Below are 26,096 nucleotides of genomic sequence, written 5' to 3'. Positions count from 1 at the left end.
AAACTTAAAATCTATTGCTGATAATATTGGTATCTAAAATAATTTTTAGGGTAAAAAAGCCTGGGATGAGTCAATTTACCGATGCTATTCATAAGTAATCTGCTGATCACAATTGCTGTTGTTCCGCATCGATTAAACTGCGTATCTTCTCGTCTTTAAAGTTCTTTAATAATATTTTAATCAGTCTATTGGTTGGACTCGACGGGTATTTGTGCATAAATCTGTTGAATTCTTCTATATTCGCGGCGTTTATGAACGCTTTTTCAGAACTTTGATATTCTATTGTTGACGTATTATCCAAACCGAACAGATAATCGCATTGATAAGATTGATATTGCTCCCTTATTTTATTCCTGAGTTTAGATGCCGGATATTTTGCCAATAGTTTTTCCCAAACAATTACCCTTTCCCCAATTTTTTCAAAAGATAGAAGTAAGGATGCGTCTGCACTATAAGAAACTTTATCTTCCTCACATTTGATGGCTATATATTCTTTATAATCATCCGAAACATAGTTTTCGAAAATGTTATGGTAAAAATCATTTTTAGTTTTTATTTCAACTATGCCTTCTCCAATTTCATCGTAATCCAGATCATATTTTTTCAAAAGCACTCCTAATTTTTTTACCCTGCTTTGGGTTTGGGCATCCTCCTTATAAAATTTTTCGAGTAACTGGCTTTCAGATCCCATAATTTTTCCAACCAGCATCTCATTTGCGCTTAAATAAGCGTCATAAATTTCATTAGCTTCGGTTTTTGAGGCGACTAAAAGCTTTTCTTTAACTTTTTTCCGATCGCTGCCAACCAATGACAGCAGCTGTTCCGTGTTCATCTTATGATTTAATGAAGTGGTCGTTACAGGACCAGCTAATTCGCTGGTATCGGGATTTTCAGGAGCAATTTTTTTACTGCCTGTTTTCAATTTAGTATTACCTGCTGTCCGGGTATTATCCCGGCAGGAGACCGTGATGAGGGCAATGAACAGACAACAATAAAATGCAGGTTTCATGGGAACGATCTTCAAATTTATAACGTAAGTTTAGCTAAAATACAGAACTAAGTGGTAAAATAGGTTATTGAATTTAATATTGGATAACCATTGACTCCTTTATAAAAGTAAATTAAAAGAATCAATTCTTTAAAATTTGAGGGAAGTAATCAAAAAAGATCTTTTATTACCTCCTGAAGGGTACCATGTTTTCTTGCCATTCATTAACTTAAGCATTTTTTTAGATTTTTGTTCTTAAAAAGTCTGAAATTAGTTGAACGCAGGTATTTAAAAAAAGCTTTCCTATTAATGCGATTAAGTATTTCGCTTTACATTGCCTTCTTTGGGCTTTCTTTTAGAAAATAATCTCAATATCTTAGTTGCTCCCTGTGTATATTGTTGACATTACATGAAATTTTATACCTTAGAAAATAAATTCATGTCATGATTCCCTATTCTAAATTTCCGGATGAAAAACTGGCTTCCCTTTTAAAGGAGGGAGATAAGCAGGCTTTTGCTGAAATTTACCATCGCTACTGGAAGCTAATCTATGCACATGTGTATAAAATGCTTAGGGATGAAGAAGACTCCAAAGATGTTGTGCAGGAGGTTTTTGGGAATTTGTGGATTAAGGCAGAATCTATTAAACACAATACCAATATATCTGGCCTGCTATATACTTCGGCCAGGAACCGGGTATTTGATCTGATCGAAAAAAATAAAGTGAGAAGTGATTATATTGGAGAGATTGCAAGCTTTATGTCGGATCCTGTAAACCATCAGGTTGATGCGATTGATGAAAAGCGGATATTGGAAATACTGGAAAGGGAAATTCAGAAACTGCCTCCAAAAATGCGTGAAATCTTCGAGCTGAGTAGAAAAGAGAATCTTTCACATAAAGAAATTGCTTCGAAATTGAATATTTCAGAACAAACTGTTAAAAAACAGGTTCAAAATGCCTTAAAAGCTATCAAGCCAAAACTCAATGATATAGGAATTGGAATAGGGATTTTACTGCTTTTACGCTAATTTTTAAATTATTTCAAAATTCTTCTACCCCCAACTTTGCGTTCACCCGTTTACCTGTAACTTAACCCTCAAAAAGATATGGATAAGCAGCAGGCAAAAGAATTGGTTCAAAGATATAATCAGGGACTGGTATCGGCTGAAGAAAAGGCGAAGCTGGAAAACTGGTATATGCAAAAATCCGATAGTCTTTACCTTAAAGATGATGAAATAGATTTCGATAGCATAGCGGAGGAACTTAGCCTGCGCACTTTTCAGTATGCTGGCATCCTCTCCGTCAAAGTTCCGGCAAAACGATTTAAACTTTGGCAGCGTATTGCTGCGGCTGCAGCAATAATTTTGGTAATCGGGGGGGGCATCTTTTATTGTGCTAACCAATCCACACGCGGCAACGATAGCCTGGCTGAATTAAAAGCTCATGATATTGCTCCGGGTTATAATAAAGCCGTATTAACCCTTGCAAACGGTCAACAGATTAGTTTAACAGATGCCAAAAATGGAAAACTGGCAAATGAAGCAAATACAGTTATTAAAAAAACTGCCGATGGCCAGTTGGTCTATATGGAAGCTGATGAAACTCAACAACAACTAATTTACAATACCATTAGTACCCCGGTTGGAGGGCAATATACTTTAATCTTATCCGAAGGAACAAAAGTAATCCTCAATGCGGCTTCTTCCCTAAAATATCCTGCTCAGTTTAAGGGGAAAGACAGGGTGGTGGAGCTAAGTGGTGAAGGCTATTTTGAGGTGGCTCATGATCAATCAAAACCATTTAAAGTGATCAGCAGAGGCCAGACGGTGGAGGTATTGGGAACCCATTTCAATATCAATTCTTATTTAGACGAACCCAACATCAAAACCACCTTGTTAGAGGGAAGCGTGAATGTAAATGGTACCATCATTAAGCCTAAGCAGCAAGCCATTTTCAACAATCGCAGCATTCTGGTTAGGGAAGTAGAACCTGAAGAAGTGGTGGCCTGGAAGAACGGACTTTTTAAATTTGACCATACCGATATTCATACCCTGATGAGGCAGATTGCCCGCTGGTACGATGTAGAGGTAGTTTATGAAGGTACTGTTAAAGACGGACAGTTTTATGGTAAAATTGAAAGAAGCTACACCCTCTCTGAAGTGCTCAAAGTACTGGAACTCGGCAACCTGCACTTTAGGGTAGAGGGTAGAAAAATTATTGTGCTAAAGTAAACCAGTGGCGCTCTGATAAATAAAATCAACTAAATAATAAACCACCTAAACCAAACAACCAACATGAAAAGATCTATACAACAAAGCGGCTAGGCTTAATTACAGGTTAACCAGGCGAAACAAAAGCCCGGAGAAGGCTTCGACACTTTTCCCCGGACTTTGCGTTTGGGTCAACCTGATCCGATCAATCGGAATAGTGAAATAATTCTTGACAATTAATCCAAACCCAAACAATACAAACGTATGAATTTATCCTCATATGCAGAAACCGCCTGGCCGTCGGGGCGGCTGATGCGTAAAACCATTTTGGTTATGAAACTGATTTTTTTCATCATCACCGTCACCTGTGTGCAAGTGGCCGCTGTTGGATATTCCCAAACCGTTAATATCCAGCAAAATAATGCACCACTTACCACTGTTTTTTCAACCATAGAAAAGCAAACCGGATATAATTTCTTTTGGAAAGATGCCGATCTGAGTTTGATAAAGATTAATGTAAAACTTCAGAACGCTTCTCTGGAAACTGCCTTAAATGAAATCTTTAAAGGCCTGTCCCTAACTTATTCCATCACCAAAAAATCTATCGTTGTCCGGCAAAAAGAAACCTCCATTTTAGAAAAAATAGCGAATGTTTTTAAGGATACCGGTGTTCGCGGATATGTACTTGGTGCAGATGGACTGCAGCTGGCCGGGGCAACTGTTTCAGTGAAAAACGGAAAAGGCCGTACCATAACAAATGCCAGGGGTGAGTTTAGTTTAAAAGATGTTCCCGATGATGCCATTTTGCAGGTATCTTTTATGGGGTATACCACTAAGGAAGTCGGAGTTGGTAATCGCTTGCTTGAAATCAGATTACAACTGAGTAATTCTAAATTAGATGAAGTACAGGTGATGGCTTATGGTAAAACCAGTCGCCGTTTTTCAACGGGTAATATTGCCTCGGTAACCGCAGAAGAAATTGAAAAACAGCCGGTTATGAATCCTCTTCTGGCCTTGGTTGGAAAAGTGCCGGGAATGAATGTAACTCCGGCTACAGGCTATGCAAATGGAACTGTAAAAGTTGAAATCCGTGGACGCAGTACCATCAGCCCTGATTATCCTTCTGAACCCTTGTACATCATTGATGGTGTACCCTTAATCTATCTCAATGTTGGGGGCAATGCCAGTTATGAAAGTGGATCTCCGGGGATTATACAGAATGGAAGTTATACTGCAGGACAAGGCCAAAGTCCGTTATTTAACCTCAATCCGCTAGACATTGAGAGCATTGATGTGCTAAAAGATGCCGATGCTACTGCCATTTATGGATCGAAGGGTGCCAATGGTGTAATCCTGATTACAACTAAAAAAGGAAAAGCTGGACCAACGCAGATTAGTGCGGGTATTGCTCATGGGATTTCTCAGGTTACCCGTTACTGGGATATGTTGAACACTCAGGATTATGTGAAAATGAGAAAAGAGGCATTTAAAAATGACGGACTTCCATTGACACTTCAAAATGCCCCTGATATTGTAGGGTGGGATACCACAAGATATACCAATTGGCAAAAGGAATTATGGGGAAATACTGGTCAGATGACAAGAACCTACCTGTCCATTTCCGGCGGAGATGAAAATATACAATTTAGCATCAGCCCAAGTTATACACGTTCAACATCTATTTTAACAGTAAGCGGATCAGATCAGGTTGCCGGAACAGCAATCAGTGTCAATAATTCGGTCTTTAACAAGCGGCTAAAAACAGCGCTGGCAGTTAATTACACCTATTCTAACAGTAACATCAATTCTACATCCTCAGTTGCCACGCTTCCGCCAAATGCGCCTCCGATTTATGATAGTAATGGAGAATTGAATTATAAAGAGTGGAATGAGGTGGGGCTTCAGAACAGTTATCCGTTTGGAACGCTTAAAGCTTTATCAACTTCAACCGCAACTATAGTAATGGGCAAGTTAAATCTTGCTTACGAAGTGTTTAACGGATTCCAAATTTCCAGCCTTTTTGGTTTTAATACCACCAACCAGAAGAGCGAAGGCAGATCGCCCATTTCAGCCCAAAATCCGGTTAATAATCCAACCGGAGCTTTAAATGTCGGGACAAATAATAATCAGACCTGGAGTATTGAACCACAAGTAAGTTATAATACCACCATAAGTAAGGGCGATTTTTCAGCCTTTCTGGGTACTGCCCTTAGCAAGACGGTCACTTCGGGACAGAATACTTATGGATTGGGCTACACGGACGATAATCTTTTAGGTTCCCTGCAACTTGCACCAACCATTATGATTATGGGTGATACCTACGGACAGCTTAAATACGCAGCATTATTTGGCCGGATTAACTATAACTGGGACAGGAAATACATCATTAATCTAAGCGGGAGAAGGGATGGATCTTCACGTTTTGGACCTGGAAAACGGTATGGGAATTTTGGATCTTTAGGCTTTGCGTGGATTGCCTCCGAAGAATCCTGGATTAAAAGAAACCTCCCATCCTTTATTGATTTTGTGAAATTTAAAGGAAGTTATGGTCTTACGGGAAGTGATGGTGTGGGCGATTACCAATACATCAGTCAATGGTCTAATGTGAATAATGGCGTTCCGGTTTATACCTATGGCGGGATTACCCCATTAATTAGTTTACATGCCGTGAATCCGAATTTTCAGTGGCAGGTGAATAAAAAACTGGATTTATCCTTTGAAATAAATCTCTTACAGGATCTTAATTTCAATGTAGATTATTACCGAAACAGGTGTGGTAATCAGCTAACCAACTATCCAACGCCACTATTTACAGGTTTTGGCGCGGTAACGGCTAATTGGCCGGCAGTGGTTCAAAACAGCGGTTGGGAATTTACGCTCAGCGCAATGCCATTCAAGAATAAGAATTTTAGCTGGAATTTAAATTTAAACACCTCGTTTAACAAGAACATTTTGTTGAGTTACCCGGACCTTGAGCTCTCCAGTTACGCAACGCAGTATGTGGTTGGCAAATCTGTAAATGATGTTTACCTGCTGCACTATATTGGTCTTGATCCGATGACCGGTCAATACGTTTATGAGGATCATAACCGCGATGGGTCTGTTTCTACGAATCCTTCAGGCCGTCCTGGCATGGGATACGATGACCGTTATATCGTCAGGAACAGAGATCCGAAGTTCACCGTGGGTATGAACAACAGATTGCAGTATAAAAATCTGTCTTTGATGGTCAATGTATATTATAAAAATCAAATGGGGCTTAGCGCGTTCTACTCAGGTGTGCCTGCAGGTAATATGGCAAATATACCAACCGAGGTTTTTAACAATCGTTGGCAACAGCCCGGACAAGGGAGTAATTATGCCATTCTTACATCCACTACAGGTTCGCCGTCAAATGGATATATACTAACTTCTGACCTGGCCTATACAGATGCTTCTTTTTTGAGGTTGCAGACGGTGAGTTTAGGTTATATGCTGCCACAAAAATTGCTTAAAGGGAAGCGTCTCAGCTTTTCCATAGATGCCCAAAACTTATGGGTATTGACTAAATACAAAGGAATAGACCCGGATACGCAAAATTTTGGATCACTGCCACAGGCTAAAACCATTGTTGCAAACCTTTCTCTTACCTTATAAACCATGACTATGCTTAACCATCATTCAAACAAAATTCTACTGCTGTTATCAGCATTCCTATTGTTTTCTTGTAATAAACTGGTGGAGATTCCAGATCCTAAAAACAGTCTTACTACAGATAAGGTTTTTAATAACGATACACAGGCAATAGGTGCCATGGCAGGTATATTAACTCAAATGATCAATGCTGGTGCCAGTTCCTCTTTTGCCAATGGGCTGGTAAATCAAATTGCAATGGCTTCTGCAGATGAACTGAGTATCGTGGGCTCCGTTTTTGCAGTTAATAACTCCAGGGGTGAAGTAGCCAGGAATGCACTGACTGCAGAGAGCACCTCTACTAATAATATCTGGTCATCAGCATATCAGGCCATTTATGGTGCCAATGGGGTAATTGAAGGAATTGAGGCGTCAAAATCTGTTTTACTTCATGCACAAACCAGAACCCAGCTTACTGCTGAGGCTAAATTTATTCGTGCTTTTAGCTATTTCTATCTGGTAAATTGTTTTGGAGATGTACCATTAGTGTTGACAACCAACCTTGCTGAAAACTCCAACAAACCCAGAACGGCAGTCAACATCGTTTATCAGCAGATCATTAAAGATCTTATCGAGGCAATAAATGGATTGCCGGCTGATTATGCTGCGGGTGGGGAGAACGCATCCGGGCAAATAAATGGGCGGCTAAAGCATTATTAGCCAGGGTTTACCTATACACAGGAGACCATGCGAATGCCATTCAGCAGGCTACGGATGTAATCGGACAAACTGGTCTTTACCAATTGGAAACGGCTGATCTGAACAATGTTTTCCTTAAAAACAGCCCGGAAACCATCTGGCAGCTTCAGCAAAATGTAAACAAAGATTTTACCGGCAACGCGGTGCCGGAAGCCATTTCCTTACTTCCTTCTCCGTTACATACCGGGCCAGCCGGAGATCTTTCTTCCAGTTTGCTTAAGGCATTTGAGCCAGGAGATCGCCGTAAAGCGGCCTGGATAGACAGCACGGATTTCGCTCAAGGCGGACAGACCTATCATTCGCGATTTGTATATAAATATAAAACAGGATTTCATAACCTGGCAATAGGTAGTGCTGCGATCGAATATTACATGGTTTTAAGGCTTGCTGAAATGTACCTTATCCGCGGAGAAGCCTTTGCGCTAAGCGGACAACTCTCTGCCGGTATTGATGATCTCAATATTTTACGCCTGCGGGCCGGAATACTACCCTTGTCAAAAAGCTTAACCAGAGATCAAACCCTTGCAGCTATTGCAAAGGAAAGGCAAACAGAGCTTTTTGGAGAATGGGGCCACCGATGGTTTGACTTAAAAAGAACTGGAAAAGCAGAGCAGGTACTTTCGGCCATTTCAGCTAAGCAACCCTGGCGTGGCAATTACCAGTTGTTATATCCAATTCCGAAAACGGAGCTGCAAAGAGATCATTTTCTGACTCAAAACCCTAATTATTAGATCCAGACCTACTATTAAATATTGAACATGATGAAGAACCTGATTTTCCTGTATATTTTTGCCGGGCTTTTTTTCTCCGCAATTATTTCCTGTAAAAAGGATGTTCAGCCACAAACGTTAACAGCCCTTACAATTATCAATGCCCTGCAGGGTGGTGATTTTCTGGCTGCTAACTTTAATGAACAACGCCCGGCCGCCGGATTGGGAGTTCCAATGTGGATTAAATACCGTATTTACTCACCTAATAACCATCTATCGCTTCCTTCTAAAGAGCAGCCTGTTCTGATTTATAAGATTCCAGACACTAACGCAAATGATAAGCCCATTTATAAAATGTCGCTTAACCTCAGCCCCAATGAGGCCTCTACCTTGTTTTTATTTGGAACACTTTCGCAGCCTGAAATGCTTTTAGTGAATAAAAAGCCCCCTTTCCATGCGCTAACGGATAGTGTTATGGGTTTGCGCCTGATTAATCTTTCTCCGGATAAAAGGCCCGTGAGCGTAAAAATCTCAGGTAACGGAACAGATAAAACCATAAATAACCTGGGCTACCAGCAAGTTACCGATTACCTGAGTGTAAATGCAACCTCGGCAACTACTGATGTGTTAATCGAATTTTATGATCAGGCATCAGGCTCCCTGTTAACCAGATATACTTTAAAAGATGTTGGTAGTACAAATGCAGAGGTAAATAAATGGCGATATCGAAACTATACAATGGTGTGGTTGCCCAACGATGCTCAGGGAAACCTCGCCGATGACCCATTTATGGTCTATGATTTTTAATTCTTAAAAGCTGTTACAGCTGTTTCTCGAATAAATACCTAACACACATTTAAAATATGGAACCAATTGTTCGTATTACCGGACTATCGCATCGCTATAGTACCAGCTGGGCTATCCGCGACATTAATATTGAAATCCCCAGGATCGGGATACTGGGTTTGCTGGGCTCTAATGGCGCCGGCAAATCTACAACGATGAACATTCTTTGCGGGGTATTGAGCCCAACGATGGGGGAGGTAACCATTAATGGGATCGACCTGAGAAAGGAGCCTGAACGTGCCAAACAGGAGATCGGCTTTTTACCGCAAACTCCGCCCTTATATATGGATCTTACGGTGGATGAATATTTGATGCATTGCGCCATCCTGCGTTCGGTAGAACACTCGAAGTTAAAACCGGCTTTAGAAGAGGTTAAAGAGCGTTGCGGATTGAGCCATATTAATAAACGCCTGATCAAAAATTTATCAGGAGGCTATAAGCAGCGTGTGGGAATTGCCCAGGCCATTATCCATAAACCCAAACTGGTCGTTTTTGATGAACCGACTAATGGTTTGGATCCTAACCAGATCCTGGAAGTACGTGCATTAATCAAAGATATTGCTACCGACCAGGCCGTGATACTTTCTACTCATATCTTAACCGAAGTGCAGTACTTGTGCCGGGACATTGTGATGATTGAAAGCGGAAGGATCGTTTTTGCAGATACCATGGAAGCCTTTGACAATTATATTGCCCCGCACAGCATGTTGGTTGTAATGGAGAATGCACCGCCGGCAGAAGCCTTTCAGGCCATTGAGGGCATTACCAGAGTGGAATACCTGACTGAAAAACAGCTGAGAATCTATTTCAACGGAGACAAAGGAATTGCTGAAACCCTCGTATTGGAAAGTGCAAGACGAAACTGGCGATTACGTGAATTGAATATGGAAAAGAATTCATTAGATGAAACCTTCGCCCAGTTATCCAGGATCTCTAACTAAGCATCACTTTATAGAATGAAAAAAATCATACAAATAGCAAGGCTGGAACTTAGCTTGCTATTTTATTCGCCTATTGCCTGGCTGCTGATCATTGTATTCTTTATTCAAATGACACATGCATTTATACCTGGAATAGCATCAATGCAGTATCTGCAGCAACTTATTGGAGATAATGGCTTTTTAACAAGCAGGCTGTTTACCACTGCTACAGGAACAACCCTGGGCATCCTTTACACCATCCTTGGCAGTTTATATTTATATACGCCATTAATCACCATGGGACTCATCAGCAGGGAGATCAGTAGTGGGAGCATTAAACTTTTATATTCTTCTCCGGTAAAAATCCGGGAGATCATTTATGGAAAGTTTTTGGCCATGCTTATCTACAATCTGGTGATCATCCTGGTGGTATCAGGACTTTTCTTCATCGTGGGTGCCACCGTGGTCGATCATTTCGACTATCCGCATGTATTGGTAGCCATGTTATCCTGCTTTTTGCTTTTAAGTGCCTACACAGCGGTCGGGATTTTTATGTCCAGTCTCACCAGTTATCAGATCGTTGCAGCTCTGGGCACTTTTGGTGTACTGGCCTTTATGAACTACATTGGAAGTTTCGGACAAGGCATAGACTTTGTCCGCGATTTGACCAATAGCCTTTCCATGCCCAGCCGGGCCGAGCGTATGGTATCGGGATTGCTGAACAGCAGAGATGTAATTTATTATATCGTGATCTCCGGAATTTTTTTATCATTTACCATCGCAAGATTAGAACTCCTACGCGCTTCAAGGTCTGTTTTTTACCAGACCAGCAGATACTTTGCGATTATTGTAATAGGGCTTGCGGTTGCTTATTTAAGTTCACGCCAGGCGGTAATCGTGTATTATGATGCCACTGAAACTAAGGTTAATACCATTGTAAAGCCCGTGCAGGATGTTTTAAAGAAAATGGGAGATGAGCCGGTAGAAATGACAGCCTATATTAACGGACTGCACCAAAGTTATCATATCGGTGCTCCAGTTCAACGGCTTTATGGCATTGCCAAATGGGAGCCTTATCTGCGTTTTAAAGGAAATATCAATCTGCACTGGGTCTACTATTATGATGTTCTCGACCCGCAGTTTTATGCTGCTAATCCCGGAAAAAGTATAAAAGCCCTCTTTAAAGAAGTAGCGAAATCAGGAGATATGGATACCAGCCGCTTTTTAAGCCCCGCGCAAATCCGTAAGCAGGTTGACCTTCGCGGGGAAGGTGACCGGATGGTGATGCAATTGAAATACAAAGGTAAATCAACCTTTCTACGAACTTTTGATGATGGTGACGGCTGGCCAGAGGAGGCAGGAATTGCAGCTGCTTTGAAACGCCTGGTGGTAACACCGCCTAAGGTTGTTTTTGCAACGGATGCCTACCAGCGCAGGGTGGATAAAATTGGCGACCGCGATTATCAATTGCTTTTTAATAATAAACTGGCCAAAACCTCACTCATTAATATGGGTTTCGATATTGACAGTGTTTCTTTGGAGCATGGCATAATCCCGAAAGATATCGCTGTATTGGTAATTGGTGATCCACGGGCTGCATTAAGTCCGGCAGCGCTCACCAATCTGCGTAGTTATATTCAAATGGGTGGTAATGTATTCATTGCCGGTGAACCCGGCAAACAGGCCGTTGTAGCCCCGTTGTTGGATTCGCTGGGCGTTGAAATGCTCAGTGGAACCCTGGTACAGCGTAGCAGGGATTATTCTTATGGCCTGGTTACCCCACGGCTAACCTCCGCAGCAGTTCTAATGTCGCCAGCCCTTAAAAAACCTTTTGAAGAAAAAGCAGCGGTTTCTATGTCCGGTGCTGCAGCTTTAAAGGATAAACATGAGGGTGTTTTTAAGGTTGAGCCAATTTTAATGACCGATGCCAACACAAGCTGGATCAAAAGAGGATCATTTGTACTGGATTCTGCTGCACTGGTCTTTGATAAAAAGACGGGCGATGAGCAGGGTGCTTTTCCAACTGCACTGCTGCTAAGCCGCAAAATTAATCACAAAGAACAGCGGATCATGGTTTCAGGCGATGCCGATTTTTTTAGTAATAGGGAACTAACCAGGGGAAATCTGGAAACGGCAAATTCCTCCGTTGCGATCAGCATATTCAGCTGGTTTTCCAATGCAGAATTTCCAATAGATATGAGCCGCCCCGCTCCTAAGGATACACATCTGAAACTGAACAAAGCGGGGGTGAAAACTTTAAAAGTCATGTATTATGCGGTCATCCCCGGCGCAATCATTTTGCTTGGCATGGTGCTTTTGATCCGCAGAAAACGAAAATAATTATGAGCTTTATAACCGATAAACAAACAATCGATGATCTGAACGTTTTCTCCAAATCGGGGAGCGATTCAATCTACCATATTTTCAACAAGACCTTCACGCAGGGTGGTGCGGCCCTGCTGGAGGAAATGTTCCGCAACCCACTTTCTGATCATCAGGTCATTAATGAGCGTGTGGCGATATTGCGGTATTTTCAGGAAAGTCAAACAGCCTTCCCCTTACAGGGTAACCGTTTTGAAGAGGCTGAAAGATATCTTTCAAATACCGACCCGAGAAGCCGCCTTTCTAACCAGGGTTTTAGTATGGCTGATTTTAATGCAGCCGGACAAAGTGTAACGGCGCTGATGGAAATCCTTCAGGGATTGAAAAAGTTTATGCTGGAAATCGGGTCTAAAGTGAAGGATAATCCTTATGGCACACAGGTTTCTGCTGTTTTAGGCCTGTTAAATGCCAAAGAACTGGAGCTGATTTTTAAGGATCATGGCAAAGGAAAAATTTCATCCGGCAGGATTGTGGAGTATGATAATATCCTGCGTTTCCAGCAGAGTGGCTTACTCGAGAAGATTTTGCAGCAGATTTATTTTCTGGATGTATGTATTTCTATTGCCCGCGTGTCCACTGAACGCGGATTTATTTTCGCCAAAGCGCTACCGCGTGATGAGAATCGTCTTCGATTGAAGGGTGTTTATCACCCGCTCCTTAGCCATGCAATTCCTAATACTTTAGAGATGAATCCTGACGGGAATATTGTATTCCTCACGGGAGCAAATATGGCGGGTAAATCTACCTTTATGAAGTCGCTCGGAATCTCGGTTTACCTCGCCCATCTTGGTTTTCCTATCGCCGCTGAAGAAATGGAATTCTCGGTATGCGATGGCATGTACACTACAATTAACCTTCCAGATAACCTGGCCATGGGTGCCAGTCACTTTTATGCCGAAGTATTGCGGGTAAAAAAAGTTGCCATAGAACTTGGTGCAGGAAAAAACTTGTTTGTCATCTTCGATGAATTATTCCGTGGTACCAATGTCAAGGATGCTTACGAAGGTACGATTGCCATTATGGAAGCTTTTTCGGCTAAACCACACTCCTTATTTGTGGTTTCTACGCATATCATGGAAGCTGGAAAGGTTTTAAAGGAACGGTGCCCGAATATGAGTTTTCGGTATCTCCCAACACGTATGGAGCAGGGCAAACCTGTATACACCTATACATTGAGCGAAGGGATTACCGATGACCGCCATGGGATGATCATTGTGAATAATGAAGGGGTACTGGAACTAATTAACGATAAAACTGGGGTAAAGCCTCAATATCAGCATTTTCAGGCCGATAAGCAGACCATAGAAGACCTCAATCTGCAAGGCAAGTTTAAGCAACAATCTATTTACAGCTTGTTTAATCATTTACAAACCCGCGGCGGAGAGAAAGTATTGGATAGCATGTTTCGCGAACCTTTACATGACGCCAATCAAATAAATAACAGGAGTGCTTTATTTGCCTTTTTTCAGCAAAATAGCCTGATTTTTCCCGTAATCCGCTCACAGGTAGAATCGATGGAAGATTACCTGGCTGGTGGTGCCGGTGCAGCCTTACCGAGGGTGGCCTGGGGCATCTTTACCAAAAAATTCAGGCAGGTGCTTTTTCACAATGCCGAACTGCTCCAGTTACAGGCAGGACAATCGGTAACCATTGAAGTGTTGCAGGCTTTTCGCGACTTCTTCTCAGCATTAAAGGATAAACCTGATGTGGGCATTTATCAAAAAGATCTTGATGCTGCATGGAAAATATTACAGGACTCCAGGCTTCAAAGTGTTCTGGATATGCCTGAAGGGCAGCCTTCGCTGAGCCAGTTGATTCGTAATGATTATACTATCCGGCATGCGATGGTGCGGGAGATGGAAGTGCTGTTGAAGCTCATTTATGAGTTGGATGTATATATGGGCGTGGCAGCAATAGCCCGCGAAGAAGCCTTTGTGTATGCCAGGGCATTACCAGCTGAACAGATGCTCCTGGATATAGAAGGTTTTCGCCACCCTGGATTAAGAAAAGGGATAAGCAATAACCTGCACCTTACCAGTGAGCGTAACGTACTGTTTTTAACCGGCGCTAATATGGCCGGAAAATCGACTTTTATGAAATCAATGGGGATTGCGGTTTACCTGGCACACATGGGCTTTCCGGTGGCGGCGAAACGGATGGAGTTTTCGGTTAAGGATGGTTTATTCTCCTCTATCAATGTTTCAGATAATCTGGATATGGGCTACAGTCATTTTTATGCAGAGGTACTCCGCACTAAAACAGTAGCCAAAGCGGTTAGCGAATCTCTGGACCTGTATGTTCTGTTTGATGAATTGTTTAAAGGAACAAATGTAAAAGATGCCTATGATGCTACCCTTGCAGTAACGCAGGCCTTTGCAGAAAACAGGAATAGTTTCTTTGTGGTTTCTACACATATTATTGAAGTGGGTGAAGCTTTAAGAAAAGCCTGCGACAACCTGCAGTTCTCTTACCTTCCTACTGTGATGAGAGATGGTGTACCAACATATCCGTATACACTGACTACGGGAATTACCACCGATCGCCAGGGAATGATCATTATTGAAAATGAAAAGATTATAGAGATCATTAAAAATCAGCAACATGTTAGTTAAAAATAATTTTTTCAGGTTTCTGTTTATAGCTGCGCTTTGCATTCCTTTGGCGTGCAAAACCCAAATGGTTACGCAGCCTTTGCTGGTCGATCCGCAAGTTAGAACAGGTAAACTGGCCAATGGATTTACATATTATATCCGTAAAAATAAAACGCCTGAAAACCGGGTAACCATGTACCTCGCTGTAAAGGCAGGATCCATCCTGGAGACTGATCAGCAGAGGGGAGTGGCACATTTTGTAGAGCACATGAGCTTTAACGGAACCAAACACTTTCCTAAAAAGGAATTGACCAATTACCTGGAGAAATCCGGTGTACGTTTTGGTGCAGACATTAACGCCAATACAGGCTTTGATGAAACGGTTTATCAGCTTCCCTTACCTTCCGACAACCCTGAATTGCTAGCCAATGGTTTACAGATTATGCGCGACTGGGCACAGGAAGCCAATATTGGTGCTGCAGATGTAGAACGTGAACGTCATGTAATTCTCGAAGAGAAACGCTATCGCGATGGACTTGCACAGCGCTACCAGCAAAAGGCTATCCCTTTTTATACCAACGGATCCCGTTATGGTAACCGTTTGCCAATCGGTACCGAAGAGGTATTACTAAAAGTCTCTCCTGAAGAGATCCGTAGTTTTTATAAAGATTGGTACCGTCCTGATTTGCAGGCTATTCTGGTGGTCGGAGACATCGACCCTGATCAGATGGAAAAAAATATTAAAGCAAAGTTTTCTGATTTGAAAAAACCTGCAAATGAGAAAGTAAGGACGGTTTACCAGTCTAAACTGACAGGCAAAGGCCAATATATGCAATTTCTTGACCCGGAAATGGCGGGTATAGCTGTGGAGATTATGATGAAAGAGTATCCTGATAAGCTTACTACAACTACCGACTTCCGGACCGTTCTTTTAAAAAGTCTATTTGGTCAGCTCGTAAACAACCGGTTTAGAGGACTGCCACTTGCAGGTTTTTCACCACTATCAGGTGGATTGAGTTCTTTTTCAGTGGCTGTAACCACTAAGCCAGCCGAAACTGAACAAGCATTAAAAAGCGTTTGGCTGGAACTACGGAAAATGCAGGAACAGGGCTTTACGATTAAAGAACTGGACAGGGTGAAAAAGAGCTATCTCCAAAAGATGACAGATGCGCTGCGGGAGAAAGATAAAACAGCATCAGAGGTGCTTATTAAATCTTACCTGCAGCATTTTCTGACGGGTAATATCCCACAGGGGATCAAAGAAGAATACCGGTTAACGACAGAATTGCTTCCTAGCATTACCCTGGAAGAGATCAATGGTTTGCCGGATACCTACCTTAAGTCTAAAGACCGTGATATTATAGTGAAGGGGTCAGAACACAATAAAGGATTTTTACCCGATGCTGCTACTGTGAATCGCTGGATAGAAAGCGTTTATACGCAAAGTTTGCCTGATGCTGAAGAAGATGTACAAGATTTGCCTTTATTGAAGGTTGAGCCTTCTCCGGGAAAGATCACATCTACTGAAGAAATTAAGGCTGTGGGTATTCAAAGGCTAACCCTGAGCAACGGAATGACTATTCTATTGAAAAAGACGGGATTTCAAAATGATCAGATTCTGTTTAAAGGTATTTCTGCTGGTGGGGCCAGTTTATATGCTGATGCAGATTACCTGAGCGCCATCAATGCGGCGAAGCTAACGGCAGCTGCAGGGGCAGGGAATTATGATGCGCAACAACTTAACAAGTTCCTTGCGGGCAAAAAAGTGCAAGTCAGCCCTTTTATTGTTGATGAATATCAGGGGTTTAACGGTAGTACGACCCCGCAGGATCTGCAAACCAGTTTAGAACTTCTTCATGCTTATTTTACCGAACCCCGAAAAGATGTAGAAGCTTTTACCACATTGATAGAAAGGACCAGGGAGGAGATGGCTACCACCGGAAATAATCGCACTAAAGTGTTTATGGATACGGTAAACCTGGTTTTAGGAAACTCCCATATCCGTAAAAGGCCACAGCATGCTGATCAGCTGAGCCAGATTAAACCAGACCGGACCTTTGAAATCTATCAGGAGCGTTTTGCTGATGCCTCCGGTTTCACTTTCCTTTTTGTCGGTAATCTTGATGAGTTGACTATCAGGCCATTGCTTGAAAAATACCTGGGCGCTTTACCAGCTAAAAACCTGCATGAAACTGCACGTGATGTTGGTATTCATATTCCGGCAGGTCAGATTTCTAAAACAGTGTACTTAGGCAATGAACAAAAATCAACTGTGTTTTTGACCTATTCAGGTGATTTTGATTATAATTTTCAGAATACCATTAACATGAATGCGGTGGCTGATGCCTTAAATATCAGCCTGACACAGCGGCTGAGGGATCAGCAGGGCGGAACTTATACGCCAAATGTGCAGATCAATATGTCTAAATATCTAAAAAGCAGGTTCAGCCTGATTATTAGTTTTGACTGTGCCCCGGAAAATGTAGAAAAACTAATTTCCTCCGCAAGAGAAGAGGTGAAAGCGATGAGGACTTCAGGGCCTTCAGCAGAAAACCTGCAAAAGTTTAAGGCTGCCCGAAGGGTTGGTTTGCAGACTGGCTCAACTAATAATGATTTCTGGCTGGATTACCTGGCCTCACAGGTCATGAATAAAGAGCCTTTAGATCAGCTCTATAATTACAATGCTGCCCTAAATGAGGTTACCATAAAAACGGTTCAGCAGGCGGCAGTAAAATATATTCGGGAAAAGAACTATGTGAGACTTGTGCTGATGCCGGAAAAAAAATAACTTTTTAATAGATATGAAGAAAATTATACAAATAGCCAGGCTGGAGCTTAGCCTGCTATTTTATTCACCAATTGCCTGGCTGCTGCTAATCATCCTGTTTGTACAGGTCAGTTTGAGTTTTACAGGTGCTATGCCCAATTTGGAACGCGCTAAAAGTATACCTTTTTTAACAAGCATATTGTTTACTGATGATCAAAAAATTGGTGTCATTGCCCGTATTCTCGATAGCTTATATTTGTATATCCCATTGATTACCATGGGAATTATCAGTAGGGAAATCAGCAGCGGAAGCATCAAGTTGCTCTATTCTTCTCCGGTCAAACTCAGTTATGTAGTCTATGGTAAATTTGCCGCCATGTTAATCTACAATCTGATCATCATCGGTGTTTTATCCCTCTTTGTTCTTGGTGTAGCTTTCATGATTCCACACTTTGATTATCCCCATATTCTGGTGGCATTATTGGCGACCTATCTGCTGATTAATGCCTATGCGGCGATTGGGATTTTTGTGTCCGCTTTAACCTCCTACCAGGCGGTGGCCGCCATCAGTACTTTCGTAGTGCTCGCGTTTATGAACTATATCGGTACAGTTGGTCAGGATATGGATTTTATACGCGACCTGACTTTTAGTTTGTCTATGCCGAGCCGTGCAGAACGGATTATGTCTGGCCTGTTAAATACCCGCGATGTTATTTATTATCTGGCCATTACTGCGATGTTTCTGGCTTTTACCATCACCAAATTGGAAATGGAAAGGGTTTTAAAATCCACTTTACAGCAGATAGCACGTTATGCGCTGATTGTGGTGATTTGTTTAAGTGTAACTTATATCACATCCCGGCAACCAATGATTGGTTACTATGATGCAACCGCTACTAAAGTGAATACGCTGACTAAAACCAGTCAGGAACTCCTGAAACGAATGGGCGATGAACCCATTGAAATGACCGAATATGTTAATGGAATAGAAGATTCTTACAACAGGGCAACACCCAGCGAGCGTATTGCAGACATCGCCCGCTGGGAACCATATTTAAGGTTTAAACCCAATATCAATCTGAAATGGGTTTATTATTACGACAGTGTTCCTGGCCTAACTAAAAACTTAATTGAATATAAAAGCACCTTTAATAAGTATGTGGTGTTCATGTCGGGGGTTAACCAATTGGACCTTAGTAATTTTCTGAGTCCTAAGGAAATTCACAAGCAAATCAACCTGTATGACGAAGGTTCACGCACGGTGATGCAGTTGAAATATAAAGGCAAGGCAACCTTTTTACGTACCTTTCCTTTTGAACAAAATATGTGGCCTAAAGAAGCGGAGACCGGAGCGGCTTTAAAACGATTGATGATGACACCTCCAAAAATCATTTTTGCTACGGACGGTTATCAGCGGAGCATGGACAAACTTGGGGACCGTGATTATAAAAAGCTGCTCAACGAGAAAACGACCAGGGGTTCACTGATCAATCAGGGTTTTGATCTGGACAGCGTTTCTATAGAAAAGGGAGAAATCCCCAAAAACATATCAGCCCTGGTAATTGCCGATCCAAAGGTTGCTTTCAGCGCAAATGCACTAAGCAAACTTCGTAAGTATATTGCTGAGGGCGGTAACCTGATGGTTGCCGGAGAACCGGGTAAGCAAAATGTGGTTAATCCTTTGCTGGAAGTATTAGGCGTAAAAATGCTTAACGGGACCTTACTTCAGCGTAGCCGGGACTATTCTTATGGCCTGGTTACTCCATTAGTATCCGCCGGGGCGGTTGCAATGTCACCTTTTTTACAACCTTTTTATGCTTACCAATCCGTTGTTTCCATGCCTGATGCAGCAGCTTTGGATTACGATCCCAAAGGTACTTTCGATGTTCATCCCATCTTAATGACAGATCCCAAAACAAGCTGGTTAAAAAAAGGTAAGTTTACGTTAGATTCAGTAGCGTTGACTGTAGAGCCGCGGAACGGGGATCAACAAGGGGCGTTTCCAACGGCATTGATGTTAACCCGGAAACAGAACAATAAAGATCAACGGATTCTGGTATCTGGCGATGCTGACTTTTTCAGTAATATGGAATTGGCCAGAGCAAATATGCGTACCGCCAATTCAAGCCTTGCAGTAAATATTTTTAGCTGGTTTGCCTACGGAGAATTTCCCATAGATGTAACACGCCCGGAACCTAAAGACAACACCATCAAACTCAGTAAAACACGTGTTAAAGTTATACAGGTTGTATATTACGGTCTGATACCGGGACTCATGTTTCTTACGGGGGCCATATTATTAATCCGTAGAAAGCGCAAATAATCTCTTTCTTCCAGCCTGCCTTCACATAAAAATCAGGGCAGGCTGTCAAGTAAAAGAGTTTTTTAAATTTAACCGCTTTTACAAAATTTGCCGTTAACCATAATATGAAAGATGACTTTATCAATTCGCTGGCTGAATTATTAACAGATTCTGGTGGGAAGCTGCTTTACGATATAGAACCTTTGTATGCTATATCAAGGCTGATCACCCTAGAGGCAAATGAAATATATATTTCCAAAGGAGATTTGGAGAAGCGGCTGGCTTTTATTGAAAAAGGAGTGATGCGTGCCTATACCCACAAGGAAAATGCAGATGAGGTGACTTTGTTTCTTAGATGGGAAGGACAGTTTATTGCTTCACATGATACCATCCTTCATCACAGGCCTTCACGCTTTATCTATCGGGCACTTGAGCCATCGATATTAATGGAAATTGATTATGATGAATTAGAAGGTATGCTCAAATTACATCCCGATCTGGAGCCACTCAGGAATTTTTTCCTGATGCGCATGTTGTCCGAAACCTTGCAGGTCATGGAGTCTTTTGTTTTGCAATCTCCGGAGGAACGTTACCGGGAGCTGGTTACGGAGCGTGCTCAGCTGGTAAACCGGGTAGCAGATAAATACATCGCTTCCATGCTTGGCATCACACCCGTATCGCTAAGCCGCATCCGTAAACGCATGCATCAAAAGGGTAGAAGCTGATGGAAATTATCTTTTGTTAAGATTCGAAATTATCTTTTGTTAACTTCCTGAACCATCCGGCTTAGTTAGCTTTGTTCTATAATTTAAAATTTATGGAAACGATTATAGTAACTTTTTTCAGAATATTCAGTCTGTCAGCCGTTCGATATTTTCTAATTGCAGGGATTCCCTTTTTCCTCTTTTACCGGTTACTGGCTCCGAGGCTATCCCAATCTAAAATTCAGGCACGCCTGGCCTCAAAGAAAGATTTTGTCCGTGAAATTTGGCACTCCATGCAAAGCACGCTTGTTTTTACGGTTATTGTTGTCGTAATTCTTTTAACCCCTTTGCGTAAATACACGCTTCTATATAATAACCTTAGCGATTATCCGCTTTGGTACATCCCGGTAAGCCTGGTAATCAGTCTGGTCATCCACGACACCTATTTTTACTGGATGCACCGTTTACTGCATCATAAAATACTGTTTAAAACGGTACATCTTGTTCATCACAAGAGTACAAATCCATCTCCTTGGGCTTCGTACAGTTTTCACCTTTTGGAAGCTATTCCTGAAGGCCTGGTGCTATTGCTGATTGTTTTTTTAATTCCTATGCATCAGATCAGCATCTTTCTTTTCGTTGTTACTGGTTTCACGATCAATGTGTACGGCCATCTTGGATATGAGTTGGCTCCAAGATGGTTTCGCGGCACTGTACTGTTTCAGGTCTTCAACACTTCCGTACATCATAACTTACACCATAGCAAGTTTAAAGGGAATTATGGTTTGTATTTTAGAATCTGGGACAGAATAATGGGCACGGAACATCCTGATTATGTAGGTGATTATGATCGTATACAGCATCAGCGTTTTGGAATTCATTCCGCAGCAGAACAAAGTAAGGCTCAGCAGATTTTTACCAAATAAAAATTTTTGATCATCTTCGGGTTAATTTTATATGTTTTAGATTTTTATTTCTTAATGTGTTGTATACCCTGCGCTGGCTTCAAAACGGCTATAGTTATGTTTTTTCTAATGGGATATCCTTCATACTTAACAAAAGGTTGCAATGCAAAAGATCCAGGCAACAGAAATTGCCTGGACTGTGGTTACTCAATCGTTAGGATCAGGCCCCTGAGCGACGTCCTGATGCTTAATATTAAAATCCCCTCTTATCATTTTTGACACTATGCCCGGCTCACCGCCGATATCAGCAAGAAGAACACCACCGATATGCAGAACGATGAAGGAAAGCATATAATAAAGAGATTTTACATGGATGGCCTCCATGATTTCCTTTGCTTCCTTCGGACCATTTACCACCATAAAACCGGTAAAGAGTGAAGTAGCAAAAAGAACATAAAAAATGATGTAAAGCCAGGACTTGAACTTATCTTTGGGCGGTGTCTGTTTTAAAAAAGGATTTTTGAAAGCAATTCCCTGAATAAAAGTAATGCCCATCCGAATCAAATATAAGCCTATAAGAACATATCCTGCAAGGATATGATAGCTCCACATCGGCCTGCGGATTTCTTTCCCGATCGCAGCGGCATCAGCTTTTGAAAGCTGAATTCCTTTTTCTGAAGCGTCTCCTTCAATATCTCTCCCATAGCATCCTTGTTCATCCACCCAAGCCTTAAAAAAACAGTTAAAAGTAGGAACATTATGGCAAAGGCAATGGCCCAGTGTATTACACGGCTGGCCAGATTAAATCTTTTTTCTATCATAACAGGTTATAAATCATAAGGTTCAACGTGAATGAGTGCATCTTTGATATGCAGTTCTGATGCCAGAAGCTCATCTTTGACCTGATGGGCGACCGAATGGGCGTGGAACACATTAATATTGCCATCCACCTCGATATGCATATCTACGTAATAATCAAGGCCCATTTTTCTTACAAAACACTTCTCCACTCTTTTTACTTCCACATGCAGAGAAGCAATATGACTGATTGCTGAAACGAGTTCATCAGAAGGCGCCTTATCCATGATCTCTTCAAAGGCCGGGCGGATGATCTTAAAAGCATTATAGATGATAAAAAGGCAGGCGATCAGTGCTGCCCAGTCATCAAGACCTTCATAACCCTTTCCCAGGAAAATGGCTAAAGAAATTCCTATGAATGCAGCAATTGAAGTGATCGCATCACTCCTATGGTGATAGGCATCTGCAATCACCGCCTGGCTGCCTAATCTTTTGCCAATAGAATATACGTAGCGAAAGAGGATCTCTTTTGTCAAAACAACAATTGCAAGTACAATAAGGGTATATTTCCTGGGAATATCATGCGGCGTGCGAATGAATTCGACCGAATGGTAGCCGATCCAGCCTGCAGCTGCAAGCAGAAAAATCCGATAAGGATGGCTGCCACCGGTTCAGCCTTACCATGTCCGTATGGATGGCCCTTATCAGCTGGCCGCTGTGCATATTTAAGTGCAATCCAGAGCAGCCCTGAACTGATTACATCTGCACCAGACTCTGTGGCATCGGCAATAAGTGCATAGGACTGGCCCAGGTGGCTAGAGATACCTTTGACAAAAATCAGGACAATACTGATGATAATGCCCAACTGGGTGGTGCGGATAGCCTCCGCAGATGAGCTTCTTTTTAAAGGCTCCATAGAAATTTAAGATAAATTACAAAACAGAAATACACGCAAATGTATATCTGAGCTTAGTACCAGATTGATAAACGATTAACTGAATAGCGTGTAGCCAGGTTTCGGTGGCCTGAACAGTTTGATCGATGTGGCAAAAGCGAGAGCATCATCATAGAGAAAACTTAATACAGGATGTACACCTGATGCTGCCAAAGGCAGAGTTACTTTAACAATATGCTGGAAAAGCGTTTGATGATGGCCATGAAAAATCTTTTTGAATGGCAGTTTCATATCCCTGTCGGCATCATTATCCCTGATATCCTTCCCAAGATAGTGCATGGAAATAAAGTCTGCAAAGCTAATCTTATTGTTCAGGGCACGGTGTTCGAGAAAATGGATAGCGATATATGGTGCCTTTAGTAATTCCATCGTTCCCGGATTACTAAAAGAATAAAGAAAGACCATCAGGTATATCCAAACATTTCTCACCTGGCAAAAATAACCATTTTTATCCGGAGATAAACTACCAAAAATTCGATCAGGTAATTCCTCTTAAATAAAAAACATTTAGCGGTCTTGCCTGAGCTCCTGAATTTACCTGGTAAATGCCTTGTCGGTTAAAAAAGAGAAGCGTTTAAGCGTTGATAAAATAATCCTACGTTACCCGGTTTGGGATCCCATTTCTGAATTTTTAATTGCCAAGTTTATAGGTTAAACCTAAAAAACGGTTGCTATCGTTACTAACTAATATTTGATCATCCGGACAGGCTTCCAAAATAAGTGGAGATCAGTTTTCTGTTCACATTGGCCGTATTGATGCCTGAAAATTCATCTTTTTCAAAGATCTTACTCACTGCTTTTATCAGATTCTCCCTGATACGCCATCTTACTTTCAGATGTTTTTATTAATGATTTATATTACCATGATGTCTATTGCTTACTATATAATATCCACTGCAGGGTACTCCTAATTTACCTTTTCAATATGAAAATTTATAGTGAATATGATGAATAAAATTTAATTAGTTATGCACGATAGCTATGCAAAATTATGCTAAGCAAAGCCTTCAAGTGGTAAACATATGTGCTATAAAATTGGCTAAATTAACCATTTACAAAAAAATGCAATGGTTAATTTTATATGACTTAAATGTTTATCTAACCAAAAAATCACATGAAAAAAAACTATTTAGTGTATTTGCATTGGCGCTTGTAATGGCAAGTTGCTCAAAAAATGAGACAGATATCTCGGATAAAAATGTCAATTTGAACGCGGACTCTTCAAAAAGGCAACAGTAGAAGGCACCGCATCTATTGATGCATCAACCGTACAACAAACTATTAAAGGCTTTGGCGGGGCAAATATTGTTGCCTGGACGGGAGATTTAACCAGCGCACAAAGAACCACTGCTTTCTCGCCAACAAATGGTATAGGTTTAAGTATCGTGCGGGTAAGGGTGCCCAATTCCAGTTCAGAATTCGCCGCTGAAAAAGCAACTATTGATGCCTGTAAATCATTCGGCGGATCGGCTATTGCATCGGCATGGTCTGCACCCGCTTCTATGAAAACAAATAACAGCATTGTAGGTGGTAAAATTAATACCGCCTCTTATGGTGCTTATGCCGCACATTTAAGTGCTTTTAATAGTGCCGTTGGAGGTCTCGCAGCGATCAGTCCTACCAATGAGCCTGATTATAAGGTAAATTATGAATCAATGGAACTGACGGCGTCAGAAGTGGCTGATTTTGTAGCCGCACAAGGTAACAATTGTGGTGCCCCCATTATGGCACCAGAACCTTTTCAGATGAATCAGACCTACATCAATACCTACCTCAGTAATGCCACAGCAAAATCTAAAACCAGTTTTGTTTGCGGGCACATCTATGGCAAAACGCCTTACAACTTAGGGAATGTGGGTAAACCGGTTTGGATGACAGAACATTATACCAATTCCAGCATCAGCGGTGATGACTGGGCAAATGCCATGAATGCTGCCAAAGAAATCCACGATTGTATGAATGCCGGCTGGAGTGCTTATGTGTGGTGGTACATCAGAAGAAGCTACGGTCCGATGAGTGAAAGTGGCAATATCCAGAAAGTAGGTTATGTGATGGCGCATTATGCCCGCTATGTACGCCCTGGGTACAGCAAAATATCCTGTACTTCCAATCCTACCCCTGGGGTTTACGTAACCGCATACAAAAGCGGATCTAAACTGGTTATTGTAATCGTAAACCAAAATAACGCCGTAACCTATCAGGCATTTGGTTACAGTGGCATCAGCGTAAGTGGATTTAACCGTTACTTCACCACCAGTACAACCAATCTGGGCACCAACAGCTTGGCTGTTGCAGGGGAAGCTTCGGGATTAACCTCGCATCTTCAAGCGTAACCACCCTGGTATCTTATTAATGTAAATTCGATACTGGTTCTATTACATTTTGCAGCCCTCACTGGCGCAAGTTTTGGTGCATAAGGCAACTGGCCGGATGAATGTGCATTTACGATAGTTAAATAATAAATTTTCTATTTAAGGTAATTTGTTAATTTAACGAAAGCACATCCCGGCTCTTTTGAGGCTGGACGCTAAGACTTGCGTTAGGTGAGGTTAGCTTTGCGAAATTTGTACGAACGATACCCGTGTGCTCCATGTCATTAGGTTAAGCCATTGGCACAAGGGAAATAATTTAACCACAGATAAGAAG

Annotated in this window: 18 protein-coding genes and 1 pseudogene; 14 read left to right on the top strand and 5 right to left on the bottom strand. The window is 41.7% G+C overall.

Features of this window, described 5'->3' with window-relative positions; all coding sequences use genetic code 11:
- Positions 1–106: 106 nt before the first annotated feature.
- Positions 107–1,009, bottom strand: a complete 903-nt coding sequence (locus ACQ86H_RS24125; protein ID WP_431292752.1) for a hypothetical protein — start codon at positions 1,007–1,009, stop codon at positions 107–109.
- A gap of 423 nt (positions 1,010–1,432) precedes the next feature.
- Between ACQ86H_RS24125 and ACQ86H_RS24120 the strand changes: the two genes are divergently transcribed.
- The 13 genes from ACQ86H_RS24120 to ACQ86H_RS24060 all read left to right on the top strand — a co-directional run bounded on the left by ACQ86H_RS24120 (position 1,433) and on the right by ACQ86H_RS24060 (position 21,718).
- On the top strand, positions 1,433–2,017 hold the full coding sequence (locus ACQ86H_RS24120; protein WP_138820185.1) for an RNA polymerase sigma factor: 585 nt from the start codon (positions 1,433–1,435) through the stop codon (positions 2,015–2,017).
- Positions 2,018–2,095: 78 nt separating this feature from the next.
- Complete coding sequence (locus ACQ86H_RS24115) at positions 2,096–3,220, top strand: FecR family protein (protein ID WP_431292751.1); 1,125 nt, start codon at positions 2,096–2,098, stop codon at positions 3,218–3,220.
- Positions 3,221–3,463: 243 nt separating this feature from the next.
- Complete coding sequence (locus ACQ86H_RS24110; RefSeq protein ID WP_431292750.1) at positions 3,464–6,835, top strand: SusC/RagA family TonB-linked outer membrane protein; 3,372 nt, start codon at positions 3,464–3,466, stop codon at positions 6,833–6,835.
- A gap of 9 nt (positions 6,836–6,844) precedes the next feature.
- Positions 6,845–7,531: a RagB/SusD family nutrient uptake outer membrane protein gene (locus ACQ86H_RS24105; protein WP_431292749.1), complete on the top strand. Its 687-nt coding sequence runs from the start codon at positions 6,845–6,847 to the stop codon at positions 7,529–7,531.
- 83 nt (positions 7,532–7,614) lie between these two features.
- The gene (locus ACQ86H_RS24100; RefSeq protein ID WP_431292748.1) at positions 7,615–8,301 is read left to right on the top strand and encodes a RagB/SusD family nutrient uptake outer membrane protein; all 687 of its coding nucleotides are present in this window, start codon (positions 7,615–7,617) and stop codon (positions 8,299–8,301) included.
- Between the two features lie 27 nt (positions 8,302–8,328).
- A complete protein-coding gene (locus ACQ86H_RS24095) occupies positions 8,329–9,087 on the top strand; it encodes a hypothetical protein (protein ID WP_431292747.1) in 759 nt (252 codons plus the stop codon).
- A 56-nt stretch (positions 9,088–9,143) separates the two neighbouring features.
- Positions 9,144–10,067, top strand: coding sequence for an ABC transporter ATP-binding protein (locus ACQ86H_RS24090; protein WP_431292746.1), 924 nt, complete (start codon positions 9,144–9,146; stop codon positions 10,065–10,067).
- A gap of 15 nt (positions 10,068–10,082) precedes the next feature.
- Positions 10,083–12,386 (top strand): Gldg family protein, encoded by a 2,304-nt coding sequence (locus tag ACQ86H_RS24085; RefSeq protein ID WP_431292745.1) that lies wholly within the window; start codon positions 10,083–10,085, stop codon positions 12,384–12,386.
- A 2-nt stretch (positions 12,387–12,388) separates the two neighbouring features.
- A complete protein-coding gene (locus tag ACQ86H_RS24080) occupies positions 12,389–15,040 on the top strand; it encodes a MutS-related protein (RefSeq protein ID WP_431292744.1) in 2,652 nt (883 codons plus the stop codon).
- A gap of 64 nt (positions 15,041–15,104) precedes the next feature.
- Positions 15,105–17,807 carry a M16 family metallopeptidase gene (locus ACQ86H_RS24075; RefSeq protein WP_431292743.1) on the top strand — a complete coding sequence of 901 codons (2,703 nt, stop codon included), beginning with the start codon at positions 15,105–15,107 and terminating at the stop codon, positions 17,805–17,807.
- A 13-nt stretch (positions 17,808–17,820) separates the two neighbouring features.
- Positions 17,821–20,109, top strand: coding sequence for a Gldg family protein (locus tag ACQ86H_RS24070; protein ID WP_431292742.1), 2,289 nt, complete (start codon positions 17,821–17,823; stop codon positions 20,107–20,109).
- A 104-nt stretch (positions 20,110–20,213) separates the two neighbouring features.
- The gene (locus ACQ86H_RS24065) at positions 20,214–20,813 is read left to right on the top strand and encodes a Crp/Fnr family transcriptional regulator (RefSeq protein WP_431292741.1); all 600 of its coding nucleotides are present in this window, start codon (positions 20,214–20,216) and stop codon (positions 20,811–20,813) included.
- Positions 20,814–20,905: 92 nt separating this feature from the next.
- Complete coding sequence (locus ACQ86H_RS24060) at positions 20,906–21,718, top strand: sterol desaturase family protein (RefSeq protein ID WP_431292740.1); 813 nt, start codon at positions 20,906–20,908, stop codon at positions 21,716–21,718.
- A gap of 186 nt (positions 21,719–21,904) precedes the next feature.
- Here ACQ86H_RS24060 and ACQ86H_RS24055 read toward each other — a convergent pair whose 3' ends face one another.
- The 4 genes and pseudogenes from ACQ86H_RS24055 to ACQ86H_RS24040 form a co-directional block, all read right to left on the bottom strand.
- Positions 21,905–22,420 carry a cytochrome b/b6 domain-containing protein gene (locus ACQ86H_RS24055; protein ID WP_431292739.1) on the bottom strand — a complete coding sequence of 172 codons (516 nt, stop codon included), beginning with the start codon at positions 22,418–22,420 and terminating at the stop codon, positions 21,905–21,907.
- Between the two features lie 104 nt (positions 22,421–22,524).
- Positions 22,525–23,411: pseudogene (locus ACQ86H_RS24050) on the bottom strand (cation diffusion facilitator family transporter).
- A 75-nt stretch (positions 23,412–23,486) separates the two neighbouring features.
- Positions 23,487–23,819, bottom strand: coding sequence for a hypothetical protein (locus ACQ86H_RS24045; RefSeq protein WP_431292738.1), 333 nt, complete (start codon positions 23,817–23,819; stop codon positions 23,487–23,489).
- Between the two features lie 832 nt (positions 23,820–24,651).
- Positions 24,652–24,972 carry a hypothetical protein gene (locus ACQ86H_RS24040; protein ID WP_431292737.1) on the bottom strand — a complete coding sequence of 107 codons (321 nt, stop codon included), beginning with the start codon at positions 24,970–24,972 and terminating at the stop codon, positions 24,652–24,654.
- On the opposite strand from ACQ86H_RS24040, the gene ACQ86H_RS24035 reads away from it, so the two are divergent.
- Positions 24,953–25,783, top strand: a complete 831-nt coding sequence (locus tag ACQ86H_RS24035) for a hypothetical protein (protein WP_431292736.1) — start codon at positions 24,953–24,955, stop codon at positions 25,781–25,783. The two genes, ACQ86H_RS24040 and ACQ86H_RS24035, sit on opposite strands and share 20 nt — an antisense overlap.
- Positions 25,784–26,096: the final 313 nt, after the last annotated feature.

The sequence above is a fragment of the Pedobacter sp. P26 genome (assembly GCF_050632135.1).
Lineage (GTDB): Bacteria > Bacteroidota > Bacteroidia > Sphingobacteriales > Sphingobacteriaceae > Pedobacter.
This window is presented reverse-complemented; position numbering and strand designations above follow the sequence as displayed.

Bases quoted from the DNA above. Each gene is read 5' to 3' on its own strand.
- ACQ86H_RS24095 (WP_431292747.1), top strand. From the start codon at position 8,329: ATGATGAAGAACCTGATTTTCCTGTATATTTTTGCCGGGCTTTTTTTC.
- ACQ86H_RS24085 (WP_431292745.1), top strand. From the start codon at position 10,083: ATGAAAAAAATCATACAAATAGCAAGGCTGGAACTTAGCTTGCTATTT.
- ACQ86H_RS24105 (WP_431292749.1), top strand. From the start codon at position 6,845: ATGCTTAACCATCATTCAAACAAAATTCTACTGCTGTTATCAGCATTC.
- ACQ86H_RS24125 (WP_431292752.1), bottom strand. From the start codon at position 1,009: ATGAAACCTGCATTTTATTGTTGTCTGTTCATTGCCCTCATCACGGTC.
- ACQ86H_RS24110 (WP_431292750.1), top strand. From the start codon at position 3,464: ATGAATTTATCCTCATATGCAGAAACCGCCTGGCCGTCGGGGCGGCTG.
- ACQ86H_RS24080 (WP_431292744.1), top strand. From the start codon at position 12,389: ATGAGCTTTATAACCGATAAACAAACAATCGATGATCTGAACGTTTTC.
- ACQ86H_RS24035 (WP_431292736.1), top strand. From the start codon at position 24,953: ATGAAAACAAATAACAGCATTGTAGGTGGTAAAATTAATACCGCCTCT.
- ACQ86H_RS24090 (WP_431292746.1), top strand. From the start codon at position 9,144: ATGGAACCAATTGTTCGTATTACCGGACTATCGCATCGCTATAGTACC.
- ACQ86H_RS24065 (WP_431292741.1), top strand. From the start codon at position 20,214: ATGAAAGATGACTTTATCAATTCGCTGGCTGAATTATTAACAGATTCT.
- ACQ86H_RS24115 (WP_431292751.1), top strand. From the start codon at position 2,096: ATGGATAAGCAGCAGGCAAAAGAATTGGTTCAAAGATATAATCAGGGA.
- ACQ86H_RS24075 (WP_431292743.1), top strand. From the start codon at position 15,105: ATGGTTACGCAGCCTTTGCTGGTCGATCCGCAAGTTAGAACAGGTAAA.
- ACQ86H_RS24060 (WP_431292740.1), top strand. From the start codon at position 20,906: ATGGAAACGATTATAGTAACTTTTTTCAGAATATTCAGTCTGTCAGCC.
- ACQ86H_RS24120 (WP_138820185.1), top strand. From the start codon at position 1,433: ATGATTCCCTATTCTAAATTTCCGGATGAAAAACTGGCTTCCCTTTTA.
- ACQ86H_RS24045 (WP_431292738.1), bottom strand. From the start codon at position 23,819: ATGGAATTACTAAAGGCACCATATATCGCTATCCATTTTCTCGAACAC.
- ACQ86H_RS24040 (WP_431292737.1), bottom strand. From the start codon at position 24,972: ATGCTGTTATTTGTTTTCATAGAAGCGGGTGCAGACCATGCCGATGCA.
- ACQ86H_RS24070 (WP_431292742.1), top strand. From the start codon at position 17,821: ATGAAGAAAATTATACAAATAGCCAGGCTGGAGCTTAGCCTGCTATTT.